This window comes from Mycobacterium novum, from assembly GCF_010726505.1.
GTDB lineage: Bacteria > Actinomycetota > Actinomycetes > Mycobacteriales > Mycobacteriaceae > Mycobacterium > Mycobacterium algericum.
The window spans coordinates 2,400,093-2,416,756 of sequence record NZ_AP022562.1 but is presented as its reverse complement, the minus strand read 5'-3'; the positions used below and the strand labels follow the sequence as shown (position 1 = coordinate 2,416,756).

Here is a 16,664-nt window from a genome sequence, read left to right as displayed (position 1 = left end):
GCGCCGGATTGTGGGGCGTTTCATGCTGCGCCGGAGGAGTGACCTGTGTCCCGCAATCGGCTTCTGGGCAGCGCGTTTGGGTAGCTGCCGGGGCGGTGCGATACGCTGTCGTGGCTTCACACGGGGTGTGGCGCAGCTTGGTAGCGTGCTTCGTTCGGGACGAAGAGGTCGTGGGTTCGAATCCCGCCACCCCGACTGGCGTTGATGCAGATCACAGGCCCTGACCAGCAAGTCCGGTCAGGGCCTTTGGCTGTCTCGGTCCACCGGTGATGCCGCAGTAAACGCAGCGAAGGGTGCCTAACGCCGGCCGGGGCCGCCTGGGCCGGGTCCGATCGGCCCGGGGCCCGACCGGACCCACAACACCGCCAGGCCCGACGGGTCCGCCGACGCCGACACCGGCGGGTCCGGCGGGTCCGATGAACGGATGCGGGTCGACGCCCCCGGGTTCGCACTACCGCAACGACAACCCGCCACGCCGCTCACTTCAGGATCTGCAACCGCCACTCCCGCAATATCGGCTCGACCATCACGAAATAGGTGGTGTTGTCGTCGCCCTCGGGGCCGCCCGTCAGTATTCCCGCGGCGCTGATGGTGCCGTCGGGGTTCGTCACGAAACCCGGGCTGCCGCTGTCGCCTTCGCTGCTGTACAGGTTCGTCACCACCACGTTGCCCGCGATCTCGGTCACTTCCCCGCACGTCTCACCGGTCCGCGAACCTACCTTGCAGAACGGCATGCCGACGTGGATCTGGCCGGGACCCAACACATCCCGGATCCGGTAGCGGCCGTCGACGCCACCGTTGGGCGGAGGTGTTCCGGGGCGCAGCCGGATGATGGCCGCGTCGCGGTCGTCGCCGTTGTTCTCGCTGGCGAAGATCGGGCCCAGTGGCGCGGCCGCGGCGTCGGTCCATTCCGAGCCGTCGCCGGAATCGCAGTGCCCGCTGGTGAACAGGAAGTAGTCGCCGAAGCGGTTCTGGGCGGCGAAGCCGGCGGTGCAGACACTGTCGTCGGTGCCGACCTCCATGCCGGCCGTCGGGTTGGCCGGCGCCCCGCCGGCGAACACCAGTCCGCTCGCTGCGAGCGCGGCAGTGAGCAGGCTCGGCTTCCACATGTCACGCAACCCCGGGACCACCCGGTGATGTTAGCCCGGCGCTGACCGCCCGAGACCCGAATCGCAGGCCATCGTCGTCTGGCCCGGGTCAACCACTCCCACCGGGCTTCGTCCGCGTCGATTCCCCGCTGAGCCCACGCGCGGTGTTGACCAGCCCGACCATCGAAAACGCCTGCGGCGTATTGCCGACCTGGCGCCCGGACGCGGTGTCGTACTCCTCGGCGAGCAACCCGACGTCGTTGCGCAAGCCCAACAGTCGCTCGAACAGCGCCCGCGCCTCGTCGCGCCGGCCGATGCCGTGCAGTGCGTCCGCGAGCCAGAATGTGCACACCAGAAACGCCCCCTCGGTCCCCGGCAGCCCATCGACCGATCCGTCGGATGTGTCGTAGCGCCGCAGGAAGCCGTCGCTGGACAATTCCCGCTGTATCGCCTCGACGGTTCCCACCACCCGCGGGTCGTCCCACGGCAGGAACCCCACCCGGGGAATCAGCAGCAGCGCCGAATCCAGGCCGGCCGAACCGTAGTACTGGGTGAACGTGCCACGCTCGGTATCGAAGCCGTGCTCGCAGACGTCGGCATGGATGGCATCGGCCAGCGCCCGCCACCGATCGACGGGACCTTCCCGACCGTGGTTGCGCACCGCGTGCACCGCGCGGTCCACCCCGGCCCACGCCATCACCTTCGAATGCACGAAATGCCGTTGCGGGCCGCGAACTTCCCACAGGCTGGCGTCGGGAGAGTCCCAGTGGCCTTCGAGGAAGTCCAGCAGGGCGCGCTGGATGTCCCAGGCGGTGTCCTCGCATTCCAGCCCGGAGTCCAGCGCCAGGTTCAGGCCGTCGAGCACCTCACCCCAGACGTCGAGCTGGAACTGGCCCGCAGCCTCGTTGCCGGTCCGCACCGGCGCCGAACCCTCGTAACCGGACAGCCAATCCAGGGTCTGCTCGGGCAGCCGACGAGTGCCGTCCAGGCCGTACATGATCTGCAGCTTGGCCGGATCACCGGCCACGGCGCGCACCAGCCATTCCCGCCACGCTTTGGCTTCGGCGACGTAGCCGGTGCCCAGCAGCGCCTGCAGGGTGAAGGTGGCGTCACGCAGCCAGCAGTATCGGTAGTCCCAATTGCGCACGCCGCCAATGCATTCCGGTAGCGACGTGGTGGCTGCGGCGACGATCCCGCCGGTCGGGGCGTAGGTGAGCGCTTTGAGGGTGATCACGGCGCGGCGCACCGCGTCGGCCCACTGGCCGCGGTAGGAGCACTGGTCGATCCAGTTCTGCCAGAACGACTCGGTTTTGCCCAGTGCCCGCACCGCCTCGGACCGCACGGCCTCCGGCAGCAGGTGCGACGGGGTGTGGGTCAGCACGAACGGCACTTTCTCGCCGGCGTCCACCTCGAACTCAGCGACGGTGGTCATGTTCTCGCCCCGCATGCCGACCGGACTGGACAGACAAAGCGTGTCGGGGCCGGCGACCGCGATCAGCCCGTCGTCACGGCGGCGCATCCAGGGCACCACATTGCCGTAGTCGAACCGGATCGCCAGGTCCATTCGCATCGAGACCCGTCCGGACACGCCTTCGACGATCCGGACGACGTCGGCGCTCTTCCCGCGCGGCGGCATGAAGTCGGTGACCCGCACCGTGCCGCCCGGGGCGTCCCATTCGCTGTCGACGATCAGCGTGTCGCCGCGGTAACCGCGCCGGGTCGCTGGGCCACCGCCGGCCGGGGCGATGCGCCAGTAACCGGCGGATTCGTCATGCAGCAGCGCCGCGAAACAGGCCGGGGAGTCGAACCGGGGCAGGCACAGCCAGTCGATGCTGCCGTCGCGGCCCAGCAACGCCGCGGTGTGCAGGTCACCGAGCAGCGCGTAGTCCTCGATCAGCGCTGATGCCATCGGCTACTAGAGGCGTTCCTTCACGGCGGCCGACAGTCGGGAACCGTCGGCCTTGCCCGCCGCGATCGCAGTGGCGGCCTTCATCACCAGGCCCATGTGCTTGGAGTGCGGCCGCTCCCCGATCTCCTCAGCCACCTGTGCCAGTGCGGTGTCGACGACGTCGGCCAGTTCGGCCTCATTGAGCGGTTCGGGCAGGTACTCGGCGATGATCCGGGCCTCGGCATGTTCTTCGGCGGCGAGTTCACCGCGCCCGTTCTCGGTGTAGATGGCGGCGGACTCCGCCCGCTTGCGGGCCTCGCGGGTCAGCACCTTGAGCACATCGTCGTCGGTCAGCTCGCGGGCTTGCTTGCCGGAGACCTCTTCGGACTGGATCGCGGCAAGCAGCATCCGCAGGGTTGCGGTACGCAGCTTGTCCTGCGCCTTCATCGCTTCGGTCAGGTCCGCCCGCAACCGGGATTTGAGTTCCGCCATGCCGCATAACGCTACGCTCAGCCACATGGTGAATCCGCCGCCGCCCGGCTATCCGGGCCCTGGCTTTCCCCCGCCCGGCTACGGCCCGCAGCCCGGGTATGGCCCGCAGCCCGGTTACGGCCCACCACCGCCGGGCTACGGCCCGCCCCCGGGTTATCCGCCCCCGGGTTACGGCCCGCCCCCGGGTTATCCGCCCCCGCCGCCGGGTTATCCGCAACCAGAACTCAAACCGGGTGTGATCCCGCTGCGCCCGCTCAGCCTGACCGACATCTACAACGGTGCGGTCGGCTACGTCCGGGCCAATCCGGCCGTGGTGCTCGGGCTGACCGCGATCGTCGTGGTGGCTACCCAGATCATCAGCGGTATCGCACTGGCCGGCCTGCTGAAGGCGGTCGCGCCGGAGCATCGCGGCTCGTCTGCCGGCGAGATCTCCGGCGGTGACGTGGTGGCGTGGCTGATCGCGTTCGCCGGCGCGGGACTCGTGACAGCCCTGGGCACCATCGTGCTGACCGGCATGCTGACCGCCGTCGTCGGACGTTCGGTGTTCGGCTCACCGATCACCGTCGGGGAAGCCTGGGCCATCGTCCGCACCCGCTTTGCGGCGCTGATCGGCCTGACCGTCCTGGTCGGCCTGGCAGCGGCGGTACTGTGCGGATTCGCCGTGTTCGTCATCGTGATGGCCGGCGGCGCCGGAGGATCCGGGGCCGCAGTGCTGGTGGGGCTGCCGCTGGTGCTGGCGCTGATCGCGGCGCTGGGTTACGGCTATGCGGTGGTGGCGTTCGCGCCGACGGTGATCGTGCTGGAACGCCAACCGGTCTTCGAGGCGATGCGCCGGTCGTTCACGCTGGTGCGCAACAGTTTCTGGCGAGTGCTGGGCATCCTGGCGCTGACCGCGCTGATCGCGTCGCTGGTCAGTAGCGCGGTCGCGTTTCCGTTCAACATCATCGGGATGGCGGTCACCCACGGCGCCGACGCGCTGACCACTTCGGCGCAGCTGGACGTGTTCTCCCGGATAGGCGCGACGATCGGCCAGATCATCGTGCTGCCGTTCACCGCCGGGGTGGCGGTGCTGCTGTACACCGATCGCCGTATCCGCGCCGAAGCGTTCGACCTGGTGCTGCGCACCGGTGTGACGAGCGGGCCGTACGCCGCCGGGTCTACCGACCAGCTGTGGCTGACCCGGCCGCCGGGGTGAGGACTGCCGGGTGCCCACCGTCGACATTGACCGCGAAGCCGCTCGGGAGGCCGCCGAACGCGAGCTGGCCAAACCGATCTATCCGCGGCCATCGCCGAAGCAGCAGTTCATCGACTTCCTCGAGACGCTGGTTCAGCGGCTGATTCTCCGGGGCGCAGAGCTGCCGGGCGGGTGGTTCACCATCAGTGTGCTGTTGATCCTGCTCGCGGCGGCGGTGGTGGCCGCGGTCACGGTCGGTCGGCGCATGCTGCGCGACGGCCGCGGCGACCAACGGTTGTTCGGTACCACGCAGCGCAGCGCCGCCGAATACCGCGCGACCGCGCAACACTGTGCGGCCGCAGGAGATTGGGGCGAGGCGATCCGGCACGGCCTGCGAGCGGTGGCACGCGAACTCGAGGAAACCGGGGTGCTGCATGCCGCACCGGGGCGCACCGCGACCGAACTCGCCCGCGACGCCGGCGCCGCGCTGCCCGCCCTGGCGGACGCCTTGCTGCGGGCCGCCGAGACGTTCAACGATGTCAGCTACGGCGAGCTGCCGGCCACCCCGGACGGCTACCGGATCGTCGCCGACATCGACGAGCAGGTGTGCGCCCTGACGCAGCGGCGGCTGTACCGGTGACGGCCACACGACGCAAAGGGCTGTGGGTTGCGTTCGCCCTGGCCGTAATCGTGGTCGTGTCGGTGGCCGGCACCTATCTGACCAGTCCCCGACCGGGCGGCCGGATGGACCCGACCGCCACCACCCCACAGGGCGCACACGCCGTGGTGACCCTGTTGCGCGACCGCGGTGTCGAGGTCGTGATCGCCGGCACCCTCGACGACGTGGCCCGCGCGGCACGCCCGGATGCGCTGATGCTGGTCGCCGAGACCCAGCGCATCGCCGGCAACGAACTCCTGGAGCGGCTGGCCGGCCTTCCCGGGGACCTGCTGCTGGTGGCACCCGACTCCCGGGCGCGCAAAGCCCTGGCACCTGAGATCCGGTCCGGACCGGCACGCCCGTTCACCCGCCGGCCCGCCTGTAAGCTGCGCGAGGCCGAGCGAGCCGGGACGGTCGATCTCGGCGCCACCGCCACCTACGTTGCCTCGCACGACGGTTCGGTACGCAGCTGCTACAACGGTGCGCTGGTGCGTTATCGAAGCGACGATCGCACCGTCACGGTAATCGGCAGCCCTTCCTTCATGACGAACACCGACCTGGCCCGCGAAGGCAACGCCGCGTTGGCGATGAACCTGGCCGGCGCGCGGGACCGCCTGATCTGGTACGCACCCCAACATTTCGAAGGCGGAAAAGCCGGTAGTGCAACGATTCTCGGGCTGATCCCGAGCAACGTGACCTGGCTGGTCTGGCAGCTGTGCGTCGCACTGGCGCTGGCCGCAGCGTGGAAGGGACGCCGACTCGGCCCGCTGGTCGCTGAAACCTTGCCGGTCGTGGTGCGCGCATCCGAGACCGTCGAGGGTCTCGGTCGGCTCTACCGGTCCCGCCGGGCCCGCGACCGGGCTGCCGCCGCGCTACGTACCGCAACCCTGCGCCGGCTCACCCCGCGCCTGGGCCTGGGGCCTGCCGAGGATCCGCCGGCGGTGATCGCCGCGGTGGCCCAGCGCACCGGAACACCTCCGGACTGGCTGTGGCACTTGCTGTTCGGCCCGCACCCGGAAGACGACGACGCGCTGGTCGATCTTGCCCGCGCACTCGACGACATCGAAAGGCAGGTCACCGAATCGTGACACAGACTCCCCCGCCTCCCCCGGCCCGCGAGGCGCTGCTGTCGTTGCGCAACGAGGTCGCCAAAGTGGTGGTCGGCCAGGACGCCGTGGTCAGCGGCCTGGTGATCGCCCTGCTGTGCCGCGGCCACGTGCTGCTCGAAGGCGTTCCGGGTGTGGCCAAGACGCTGCTGGTCCGGACGCTGAGCGCGGCGTTGCGACTGGACTTCAAGCGGGTCCAGTTCACCCCGGACCTGATGCCTGGTGACATCACCGGATCGCTGGTCTACGACACTCACACCGCACAGTTCGCCTTTCGCCCCGGCCCCATCTTCACCAACTTGCTGCTGGCCGACGAGATCAACCGCACCCCGCCGAAAACCCAAGCGGCATTGTTGGAGGCGATGGAGGAGGGGCAGGTCAGTGTGGACGGGGTAGCCAAACCGCTACCTGAAATGTTCATGGTGGCGGCCACCGCCAACCCGATCGAGTACGAGGGCACCTACCGGTTGCCCGAGGCGCAGCTCGACCGTTTCCTGCTCAAGCTGACCGTCCCGCTGCCGGGGCGGGAGGCCGAGATCGACATCTTGTCCCGGCACGCTCGGGGTTTCGACCCGCACGACCTGTCCGCGGTCGCTCCAGTGGCCGGCGCCGCGGATCTGGCGGCCGGTCGCGCTGCGGTGCGCCAGGTGCTGGTCGCCGACCAGGTGCTGGGCTACATCGTCGACGTGGTCGCCGCGACCCGGCACTCCCCGGCTCTGCAACTGGGCGTCTCGCCGCGCGGCGCGACCGCATTGTTGGCCGCCTCGCGATCGTGGGCGTGGCTGTCCGGGCGCAACTACGTGACGCCCGACGACGTCAAGGCGATGGCCCCGGCAACCCTGCGGCATCGGGTGATGCTGCGCCCGGAGGCCGAACTCGAAGGTGCCAGCGCGGACGGCGTGCTCGATGGCATCCTGGCCTCGGTTCCGGTGCCGCGCTGGTGATCCTGACCGGTCGAGCCGCGCTGATCGCACTGGTCTGCGCCCTGCCCGTCGCGTTGGCCCCCTGGCCGGCGACGGCGTTCACTGTGCTGCTGGCCGGGCTCGGCGCCGCGGTGGTGCTCGACATCGTGTTGGCGGCCGATCCCGCCAGGCTGGCGATCACCCGGACCATGGACAGCGCAGCCCGGCTGGGCCAGTCGGTGGCGACCACTTTGTCGGTTGTCAACGGCGGCCACCGGTTCCGCGGGCAGTTGCGTGACGCTTGGTCTCCCAGTGCGCGCGCCTACCCGCGCGACCATCTGCTCGACCTGTCCGCCGGCCAGGAGCGTCGGCTGCTCACCGAGCTGCGCCCGATTCGCCGGGGTGACCAGCACGCCGCGCGGGTCACGGTGCGCTCGGTGGGCCCGCTGGGGCTGGCCGGTCGTCAGCGGTCCCGGCGGGTGCCCGGGCAGCTGCGGGTATTGCCGCCGTTCTTGTCCCGCAAACACCTGCCGGCACGATTGGCGCGGCTACGGGAGATCGACGGGAATCTGCCGGCGTTGGTCCGCGGCCAGGGCAGCGAGTTCGACTCGCTGCGCGAATATGTCGTCGGCGACGATGTGCGTTCGATCGACTGGCGCGCCACCGCCCGGCGCTCCGATGTGGTGGTGCGGACCTGGCGGCCGGAACGGGACCGGCGGGTCGTCATCGTGCTCGACACCGGCCGGACCGCGGCCGGACGGATCGGGGTCGACCCGACCGCGAACGACCCGGCGGGCTGGCCCCGGCTGGACTGGTCGATGGATGGCGCACTGTTGTTGGCGGCGTTGGCGTTGCGCGCCGGGGACCACGTCGATCTGCTCGCCTACGATCAGGTGACCCGCGCCGGTGTGTTCGGAGCCGCCCGCAGCCGGCTGTTCGCCCAGCTCGTCGACGCCATGGCACCGCTGCAGCCAGCACTGGTCGAATCCGACGCCGCGGCAATGGTTTCCGTGCTGTCGCGGCGGGCCCGCCGGGGCGACTTGGTGGTGCTGTTGACCGACCTCAACGCCTCCGCGCTGGAGGAGGGGTTGCTGCCGGTGTTGCCGAAACTGACCGCCGACTATCAGGTGATCCTGGCCGCGGTCGCCGATCCCCGGGTGGAACGGCTGGCGCGGGGACGCACCGACGCGGCCGCGGTGTATGACGCGGGCGCCGCCGAACGCGCCCGCAACGACCGGCAGGCGCTGGCGACCAGGTTGCGCCGCAGCGGCGTGCAGGTCATCGACGCGCCGCCCGATGACCTGGCGCCGGCACTGGCCGATGCCTATCTGGCAATGAAGGCTGCGGGACAGCTCTGATCCTTATCGTCGGCGAGCAGTCGCGAAAGCCCCCGAATTGTGTTTGAAAAAGGGGCTTTCATGTCTGCTCGGCGGAGGAAATCAGCCGGTGGGAACGACGTCGGGCGCGTCGACGATGTCGCCGGTCTCGTCGGCGGCCACCGCCTTGCGGCCGAAGTACACCACGTAGGCCAGAAACGCCGCCTCGGCCAGCACCCCGATACCCACCCGCAGCCACGTCGGCAACGGCGACGGCGTCACCATCGCCTCCAGCAACCCGGCCACTGCCAGCACCGCGACCAGCCCCACGGCGACCGCGACCACAGCGCGGCCCTGCTCGGCGAGCACCTGTCCACGCGGCCGGTCGCCCGGTGCGATCACCATCCAGCCCAGCCGCATACCGACCGCACCGGCCAGGAACACCGCGGTCAGCTCCAGCAGGCCGTGCGGCGCCAGCAGGCCGAGCATGAAGCCGCCCCGGCCGGCGCCGAACATCAGCCCGAGTGCCACGCCGAGGTTGGCGGCGTTGGCCAACAGCAGCGCCGGGATCGGCAGCCCCAGCAACACCGAGAACGCGATGGCGCGCGCGGCCACCCAGGAGTTGTTCACCCAGACCTGCAGCGCGAAGGCCCCGGCCGGGTGATCGCTGTAGTACGAGGCGAAGTCGTGGTTGATCAGCTGATCGAGCTCGGCGGGCGTGCCGATCAGCGCCTGCACGTCGGGGTCGCCGGCCACCCAGCAGGCGATGACCACCGCAACGGCCAGGAAGGCGGCGGCGGTGCCCAGCCACCATCGCCAGGCCCGGTAGGCGACCACCGGAAACGACACCGTCCAGAAGCGCGCGAACTCCGAGGCCAGCGGGGCGTGCGCACCGGTGACGGCGGCACGCGAGCGTGCCACCAACCCGGAGAGCCGGCCGATGAGTGCCGCATCCGTCGACGACGAGCGCAGCACCGACAGGTGGGTGGAGACCCGCTGGTAGAGCTCCACAAGCTCGTCGAGTTCGGCGCCGTCGAGCCGGCGGCGCTTTTTCACCAGTGCCTCCAGCCGATCCCAGGCCGGGCGATGGGTCAGCACGAAGGCGTCGACATCCACGGCGTCGAGCGTAGCGAGACAGGTCCCGCCATAGGTACGGCCAGGAGTTCTCCGCTGGTGCCGGATCGGCGGGTAGCGTCTGCGCTATGCCGAATCGCAGCCACGAGCTGGTGACCGGCGACGCCGTCGTTCTCGACATACCGATCGCGCAGCTGCCGGTCCGCGCGGTCAGCGCGCTGATCGACATCACCGTCGTCATGGTGGCCTACGTGTGTTCGATGGTGCTGTGGGCGATGACCCTCGGCCGCTTCGACGCCGCCCTGACCGCCGCGATCATGATCATCTTCGCGGTGGTGCTGCTGGTCGGCTATCCGGTCACAATCGAGACCCTCACCCGCGGCCGGTCGCTGGGAAAGATGGCGATGGGACTGCGGGTGGTCTCCGACGACGGCGGCCCGGAACGCTTCCGGCAGGCGCTGTTTCGGGCGCTGGCCGGCGTGGTGGAGATCTGGGCGCTGACCGGCAGCCCGGCGGTGATCGCCAGCCTGCTGTCGGCGCGCGGGAAACGCCTGGGCGACATCTTCGCCGGCACGATGGTGATCAGTGAACGCGGGCCGGCCGCGGCGCCGCCACCGCAGATGCCTCCCGGGCTGGCGTGGTGGGCGTCCACCCTGCAACTCTCGGGGCTGCGATCCGAATCAGCTGAGCTGGCAAGACAATTTCTCGGCCGTGCCGCACAACTCGATCCGCACACCAGGCAGATGATGGCCTACCGGATCTCCGGTGAAGTGCTCGCCCACATCTCGCCGCCCCCACCCCCGGACGCGCCGCCGGAACTGGTGCTGGCGGCGGTGCTCGCCGAGCGCCATCAACGTGAGCTGGCCCGGCTGCAGGCCGGGCCGCCCATCCCCTACCCGCCGCCGTCCTGGCCGCCGGCAGGACCGGGCGGGTACGCGCCACCGCGCTGACTCGGTCAGGGTTGTTCGACGGTGACGCCCAGCGCCTCGTAGGTGGAGCGCGCCCGAGCGTCCCTGGTGGCCACCGCGACACCGTGCTCTTGCGCCGCCGCCTTGCCGAGGCGATAGGTTGCGATATATCGTGACCGTATCGGAAGCGACGAACGCCTCCGACCCAGCGCACCAGAGGTGAGTTATGAATGTCCCCTTCGGTCCGCCCGACGGACCCTTCACGCACGACCCTGAGCAGTCCGGTGGATTCGGGTTCGGAGCCGCCACCCCGCAGCAACGCCGGGCCGCCCACGCGGCGCGCCGGCACGCCCGGCGCGAGTTCCGCCGGCAACTGCGCGACCACGGCGCCGAGCCCTGCGGGCCGTTCGGCTTGCACCCCGGCCACGATCCCGAGGGCCCCGGCTTCGGCGCGGGGTTCGGCCCCGAGTTCCGCCACGGTTTCGGCCCGGGCTTCGGTCCCGGTTTCGGTGCCGGGGGTCCCGGTTTCGGTTTCGGCTTCGGTCCGCCCAGGGGCCGCGGGCATCGACGTGGCCACCGCGGCCGGCGTGGTGATGTGCGGCTCGCCATCCTGGCACTGCTGGCCGAGGGCCCGATGCACGGCTACGAGATCATCCAGCAGATCGCCGAACGCAGCCAGCAACTCTGGCGCCCCAGCCCGGGGTCGGTGTATCCGACGTTGCAGATGCTGGTTGACGAGGGTCTGATCAGCGGAAGCGAAACCGACGGCAAGAAGCGGCTTTTCGAGTTGACCGAGGACGGTCGCGCGGTCGCCGAGGAGATCGAGACCCCACCGTGGGAGGAGATCGCCGACGGCGCCGACCCGGGGCAGCTTCGGCTGCGCACCGCGGTCGGCCAGCTGTTCGGCGCGGTCGGGCAGGCCAGCCAGGCCGCCACGCCCGAACAGCAGCAGCGCATCGTCGACATCGTCAACAGCGCCCGCAAGGAAATCTACGGCATCCTCGGCGAGGCCGACTGAGGCTTCCCCGCCGTCCCGCCCTCGAGTCGGAGTCTCACGACGCGTAGCCGGCGTGTCGCGTCGTGGGATTCCCACTCACCACGGGTCACGCTGATTCGCCCCGGCGAACTCAACAGCGACGCAGGACCCGGTGCATCGCGGACTTCTCGTTGGCCGAGACCCAGAGTCGGTAGTCGGTTTTGACGGCGACCTGACGGGCCACGAATTCACATTCGAACGCGGCGTTCGCCGGCAGCCAGCCGGCGGCGTCGCGGAATGCCTTGTCGAAGTTGGCCTGTGCGCTCACCGCCAGCAGATTGCGCGGGTCGTTGGCGAAGTCGCGACGCCGCGCGTCGTCCCAGCCGCGCGCACCTTTGTACCAGGCGTCCGCCAGCGAAACCAGGTGGTCGACCTGAACGGCCTCGGATGTCGCGGGGCCCCGGGTGAATTCGATGGTCTGCCCGGAGTACGGGTCGTGCAGGATGCCGCGCTGGACCAGGCAGGTGCCGCGGCGCAGTTCGACCCGGGTCAGGTCGCGGCGCAGGATGTCGTCACGGGTGTTGCAGCCGTTGTGGCCGAATTCGACATCGACGTCATCGCTCCAACGCTCACCGAACCGGTAGCGCTTGAAGTCCTGCGCCCGATCCCAGCCCTTGACCGGCAACCCGACGAGCATCCGGCGGGCGGCGTCGTAACCGGAGTTCAACGGCGTGGCGCTCGGGGTGGCTGGCGTCCAGGTCGGCGACGGCCCGGAAGAACGCGACGAGTCGCTGTTCTGCCACCATGCCCACCCGACGACGGCTGCCGCCACCAGCACGACCACCGCACCGGGAAGCACCCGCCTGCGTGCGGCCATTGTCAGGGAAGTTCGACCCAGTCCAGCGTGCGCTGCACGGCCTTTCGCCACCCGGCATAACCTTCGGCGCGCTGGTCCTGCGACCAGGTGGGGGTCCAGCGCTTGTGCTCCTGCCAGTTGGCACGCAGGTCGTCGGGGCTCTTCCAGAACCCCACGCCCAGCCCGGCCGCGTACGCCGCTCCCAGCGCAGTGGTCTCGGCGACCACCGGTTTGACCACGTCGACGCCGAGCACGTCGGCTTGGATCTGCATGCACAGGTCGTTGGCGGTGATGCCGCCGTCAACCTTCAAAACCCCCAGGTGCACACCGGAATCGGCTTCCATCGCCTCGGCCACGTCCCGGCTCTGATAACAGATGGCCTCCAGCGTCGCCCGGGCCAGGTGCGCGTTGGTGTTGAATCGCGACAACCCGACGATCGCGCCGCGGGCATCCGAACGCCAGTACGGCGCGAACAACCCGGAGAACGCCGGCACGAAGTACATTCCGCCGTTGTCGGTGACCTGGCGGGCCAGCGACTCCACCTGTGTGGCGCCGCTGATGATGCCCAGTTGGTCGCGTAGCCACTGCACCGCCGAGCCGGTGACCGCGATCGAACCTTCCAGGGCGTAGACCGGCTTGGCATCGCCGAACTGGTAGCAGACCGTGGTCAGCAGCCCGTTGTCCGAGCGGACGATCTGCTCACCGGTGTTGAGCAGCAGGAAGTTTCCGGTGCCGTAGGTGTTCTTGGCCTCCCCCGCCGACAGGCAGACCTGCCCGACCATCGCACTCTGCTGGTCGCCCAGGATGCCGGCGATCGGCACCTCGCCGCGCACCGGCCCGGTACTGACGGTGACGGCATGTCGCCGCCGCGACGACGACGGTGTGATACGCGGCAGCATCTCGCGCGGGATCGAGAACAGCGCCAGCAGTTCGTCGTCCCAGTCCAGGGTCTCCAGGTTCATCAGCATGGTCCGGCTGGCGTTGGTGACGTCGGTCAGGTGCACCCCGCCGCGCGGGCCGCCGGTCAGGTTCCACAGCACCCAGGTGTCACAGGTTCCGAACAACGCGTCGCCGCGTTCGGCGTCGGCGCGCACCCCGTCGACGTTGTCGAGAATCCACTGCAGCTTGCCGCCGGAGAAATACGTGGCGGGCGGCAGCCCCGCCTTGCGCCGGATCAGCTCGCCGTGGCCGTCCCGCTCCAGCGCGGCGGCGATGTAGTCGGTCCGGGTGTCCTGCCAGACGATCGCGTTGTGGTACGGCTGACCGGTGTTCTTGTTCCACACCACCGTCGTCTCGCGCTGGTTGGCAATACCCATCGCCGCCAGGTCGGAGGCTTGCAGCTTGGTGGTGTTGAGTGCGGACACCAACACCGCCGCGGTGTGGTTCCACAGCTCGAACGGGTCATGCTCGACCCAGCCGGCGCGCGGCAGGATCTGTTCGTGTTCGAGCTGGTGACGGCCGATCTCGGCGCCGTCATGGTCGAAGATGATGCAGCGGGTACTGGTGGCGCCCTGGTCGATCGACGCGACGAAATCGCCCAAGTCTGACTCCTGTCCACGTGCCCTGCCGGTCCGTGCGTCCATCATGACCCACCTGGCGCGGATCGGGCGGCGCTAGGGGGCCCACGGCACGGCGACGACTCCCGTCCACAAAATTAGACACTCTTCACGAAGCCACAGTCAGCGTTCATTCGCACGATCGCATATTTCGATGTGTCACCGGTAGATGTCGTATTGGTGAACAAACGGTGTCGGTCGGCATCCGCGAAGCCGTCCGTCGCCCTCGTCGCCACGGCCGGCGCGTGCAGGTCAAAACTGAATCGGAGGAGCAATGGACGTTGTTCTCGGTGTGGCGCTTGCCTCAAGCCCGCCTGCCACCATCCACACCGTGCTGGTGGGCGGTGACAACGGGGACGGCGTCATCCTGGAGACGCACAGCTTCGATCTGCCGACCGACCACACCGCAGCATTCGCCGCGGTCGACGCGCTGATCGCCGCGATTCTGCGGGCACGCAACGCCGCCGACACCGCGGGGTATCGCCTGGTTTCGACCGGGGTGACCGTGACCGACCCGCTCGATGCCGCTGAATTGGGTTCGCGACTGGCAGCCGGGGACCTCGAGGAGCTGAAAGACATCGCGCTGATCTCGCCCGACCTGGCCGCCGCCAGCTTGGCCCGCAACCTGGGCCAGACCGTCGGCTGTGACCGGATGGGCCTGCTGTCGGTGGGGGCGTCCGACGCGACACTGGCCGTGGTCGATTGCATCGACGGCTCCATCACCCGGCTCTTCCGGCAGTTCCTGGCCGACGGTGACGCCACCGCCGCCGTCGAGTCCGTCGCCGAGCGGCTCAACACCCCAGAGACCCGCCCCGACGGCCTGTTTCTGGTCTGCACCGCGGCCGACGCGACCGCGATCAGGCCGCGGCTGGAGGCGACGGTCGGGCGGGAGGTGTGCGAGCCTGCCGAACCACAGACGGCACTCGCTCGCGGCGCCGCGCTGGCCTCGACCCAGGTGACCAGGGCTGTCGAATACCCCACCGCGGCGCTGGCCTACACCCAGGAAGCCGACTCCAGTGCGATCTCGCCCGGCTACTACGACATCCCTGGCCTGGAAGCCGACGACCTGGCCTACAGTGCGGTCTCCGACGAGGAGGACGAGACCGCCACCGAACTCATTCACCCCGTCGGCCCGTCGACCCGACGTCCGCTACTGGTCGCCGGGACGGTATTGGCTTCGGCCACGTTCGCCGCGGCCTCGGCGCTGATGGTGTCGATGGCGCTGGACATCACCCCCAATCTGGTCGCATTGCGGCCGGAGATCGGCCGGGCGCTGAGCTTTCCACTCACCCCGCCGAAGATGCAGGAACCGGCCTTGCAACCCTATGTCGAGCCGCCGGTGGCAATGAATCAGCCGGACGCGCTGCCGCTGCCCCCGCTGGAAATGCCACCAGCGGCCCCGGTTTCAGTTCCGATGCCGCCGTCGCCCGCGGCACCTCCAGTGTTCGGGCCCGCGTTGCAGCCGCCGCCTGCTGCGGTGCCCCTCGCAAGCCCGTTCACCTTCACCCCGGCGCCGCTGCCGGTGCCGGTGCCGGTGCCGGTGCACCACTCGACGCCGTCGATTCGGCCGGTCGCAGCGGCGCTGCCCGACCTGTCCTTCCTGCTCGGGTTGCCTGCGAAGCTGCCCAGCGCGCCCACACCGCCCAGCGTGGTGCCTGCTCCGCCGCTGGAGATCCCGGCCCCGCCGGTGATCAAGCCCAACCCACCGGACGTCAAACCGGTGCCACCGATCGTCGTCGAACCGTTACCGCCGGTCGTCAAGCCCAATCCCCCGGTGGAGATTCCGATCCCGCCCGTAGTCAAGCCGAATCCCCCGGTGATCAAACCGATCCCGCCGGTGATCAAGCCCAACCCACCGGTGCAGCTACCCGACCCGCCGGTGGTCAAGCCCGATCCCCCGGTGATCAAACCGATTCCGCCGGTGATCAAGCCCAACCCACCGGTGCAGCTACCCGATCCCCCGGTGATCAAGCCGAATCCGCCGGTGCAGCTGCCCGACCCGCCGATCCAGCTGCCCGACCCGCCGGTGCAGCTCCCGACCCCACCGGTGATCAAACCGAATCCGCCGGTACAGCTCCCCGAGGCTCCGATCAAGCTGCCCAACCCACCGGCCGCCAACCCCGACGCGCCGTTCCAGTGGCCCGGTCTGCCGATCTCGCCACCGAAATCGGCGCCGCCGGCCGGCCTGCCCCAATCGCCGGTGATCCCGTCGCTTCCGGCACCCAAGGCACCGGCCATCCCGGCATCACCCGGTATCCCGGCATTCAACCCGCCGAGCCTGCCGGGTCTGCCGGCTCCCAATTCGCCTGCGCTGCCGTCGCTTCCGGCACCCAAGGCACCGGCAATCCCGTCGCTTCCGGCACCCAAGGCACCGGCACTGCCCTCGCTTCCGGCGCCTGGCGCACCGTCCCTGCCCAAGCTCGGGGGCGGCTCCGGCGGTGGGATCTTCGGCGGTAAGCCCGGTGGCGGGATCTTCGGTGGCAACCCGGGTGGCGGCATCTTCGGCGGCAAACCCGGTGGGGGCATCTTCGGCGGCGGCGGCAAACCCGGTGGCGGCATCTTCGGTGGCGGCGGGGGTGGCGGGCTGTTCGGCGGCGGGGGCGGCGGCCTGTTCGGCCGCTAGCGAATCGCGCCGGCCCCCTCGGTCGGGGCCGGCGCGCCGAGCGGTTG

General features: G+C 69.9%; 14 protein-coding genes and 1 tRNA gene. 9 read left to right on the top strand and 6 right to left on the bottom strand.

The genetic code is table 11. The annotated features are described in order from the left end of the window. Positions 1–121 precede the first annotated feature (121 nt). Positions 122–195 (top strand) — tRNA-Pro (locus G6N19_RS11095). Positions 196–479: 284 nt separating this feature from the next. Here the strand turns inward: G6N19_RS11095 and G6N19_RS11090 are convergent. The 3 genes from G6N19_RS11090 to G6N19_RS11080 all read right to left on the bottom strand — a co-directional run bounded on the left by G6N19_RS11090 (position 480) and on the right by G6N19_RS11080 (position 3,468). Further along, the gene (locus G6N19_RS11090) at positions 480–1,109 is read right to left on the bottom strand and encodes a S1 family peptidase (RefSeq protein WP_013830885.1); all 630 of its coding nucleotides are present in this window, start codon (positions 1,107–1,109) and stop codon (positions 480–482) included. A gap of 88 nt (positions 1,110–1,197) precedes the next feature. Beyond that, entirely contained in the window at positions 1,198–2,997 is a 1,800-nt protein-coding gene (locus tag G6N19_RS11085) for a glycoside hydrolase family 15 protein (RefSeq protein WP_013830886.1), read from the bottom strand. 6 nt (positions 2,998–3,003) lie between these two features. Further along, on the bottom strand, positions 3,004–3,468 hold the full coding sequence (locus G6N19_RS11080; RefSeq protein WP_013830888.1) for a GatB/YqeY domain-containing protein: 465 nt from the start codon (positions 3,466–3,468) through the stop codon (positions 3,004–3,006). A gap of 28 nt (positions 3,469–3,496) precedes the next feature. On the opposite strand from G6N19_RS11080, the gene G6N19_RS11075 reads away from it, so the two are divergent. The 5 genes from G6N19_RS11075 to G6N19_RS11055 are packed head-to-tail and all read left to right on the top strand — an operon-like array spanning position 3,497 to position 8,666. After that, the gene (locus G6N19_RS11075; RefSeq protein ID WP_193466376.1) at positions 3,497–4,663 is read left to right on the top strand and encodes a hypothetical protein; all 1,167 of its coding nucleotides are present in this window, start codon (positions 3,497–3,499) and stop codon (positions 4,661–4,663) included. Positions 4,664–4,673: 10 nt separating this feature from the next. Beyond that, on the top strand, positions 4,674–5,282 hold the full coding sequence (locus G6N19_RS11070; protein WP_013830890.1) for a DUF4129 domain-containing protein: 609 nt from the start codon (positions 4,674–4,676) through the stop codon (positions 5,280–5,282). Next, entirely contained in the window at positions 5,279–6,388 is a 1,110-nt protein-coding gene (locus tag G6N19_RS11065) for a DUF4350 domain-containing protein (protein ID WP_041319043.1), read from the top strand. Before G6N19_RS11070 ends, G6N19_RS11065 begins: the two co-directional genes overlap by 4 nt. Continuing rightward, positions 6,382–7,350, top strand: a complete 969-nt coding sequence (locus G6N19_RS11060; protein ID WP_408632498.1) for an AAA family ATPase — start codon at positions 6,382–6,384, stop codon at positions 7,348–7,350. The genes G6N19_RS11065 and G6N19_RS11060 overlap by 7 nt, the downstream gene beginning before the upstream one ends. Further along, the gene (locus tag G6N19_RS11055; protein WP_193464934.1) at positions 7,347–8,666 is read left to right on the top strand and encodes a DUF58 domain-containing protein; all 1,320 of its coding nucleotides are present in this window, start codon (positions 7,347–7,349) and stop codon (positions 8,664–8,666) included. The genes G6N19_RS11060 and G6N19_RS11055 overlap by 4 nt, the downstream gene beginning before the upstream one ends. Positions 8,667–8,747: 81 nt before the next feature. Here the strand turns inward: G6N19_RS11055 and G6N19_RS11050 are convergent, their stop codons facing one another. Next, positions 8,748–9,740: a stage II sporulation protein M gene (locus G6N19_RS11050; RefSeq protein ID WP_193464933.1), complete on the bottom strand. Its 993-nt coding sequence runs from the start codon at positions 9,738–9,740 to the stop codon at positions 8,748–8,750. Positions 9,741–9,826: 86 nt separating this feature from the next. Here G6N19_RS11050 and G6N19_RS11045 point away from each other — a divergent pair, with 86 nt between their 5' ends. Together G6N19_RS11045 and G6N19_RS11040 are read left to right on the top strand one after the other, a co-directional pair. Continuing rightward, positions 9,827–10,648, top strand: a complete 822-nt coding sequence (locus G6N19_RS11045; protein ID WP_013830895.1) for an RDD family protein — start codon at positions 9,827–9,829, stop codon at positions 10,646–10,648. A gap of 184 nt (positions 10,649–10,832) precedes the next feature. Further along, a complete protein-coding gene (locus G6N19_RS11040; RefSeq protein ID WP_013830896.1) occupies positions 10,833–11,624 on the top strand; it encodes a PadR family transcriptional regulator in 792 nt (263 codons plus the stop codon). Between the two features lie 109 nt (positions 11,625–11,733). Here the strand turns inward: G6N19_RS11040 and G6N19_RS11035 are convergent, their stop codons facing one another. Beyond that, positions 11,734–12,459 (bottom strand): HNH endonuclease family protein, encoded by a 726-nt coding sequence (locus tag G6N19_RS11035; protein ID WP_193464932.1) that lies wholly within the window; start codon positions 12,457–12,459, stop codon positions 11,734–11,736. A 2-nt stretch (positions 12,460–12,461) separates the two neighbouring features. Continuing rightward, positions 12,462–14,021: a glycerol kinase GlpK gene (gene glpK / locus G6N19_RS11030; protein WP_193464931.1), complete on the bottom strand. Its 1,560-nt coding sequence runs from the start codon at positions 14,019–14,021 to the stop codon at positions 12,462–12,464. A gap of 247 nt (positions 14,022–14,268) precedes the next feature. On the opposite strand from glpK, the gene G6N19_RS11025 reads away from it, so the two are divergent. Beyond that, complete coding sequence (locus G6N19_RS11025; RefSeq protein WP_193464930.1) at positions 14,269–16,617, top strand: hypothetical protein; 2,349 nt, start codon at positions 14,269–14,271, stop codon at positions 16,615–16,617. Positions 16,618–16,664 lie beyond the last annotated feature (47 nt).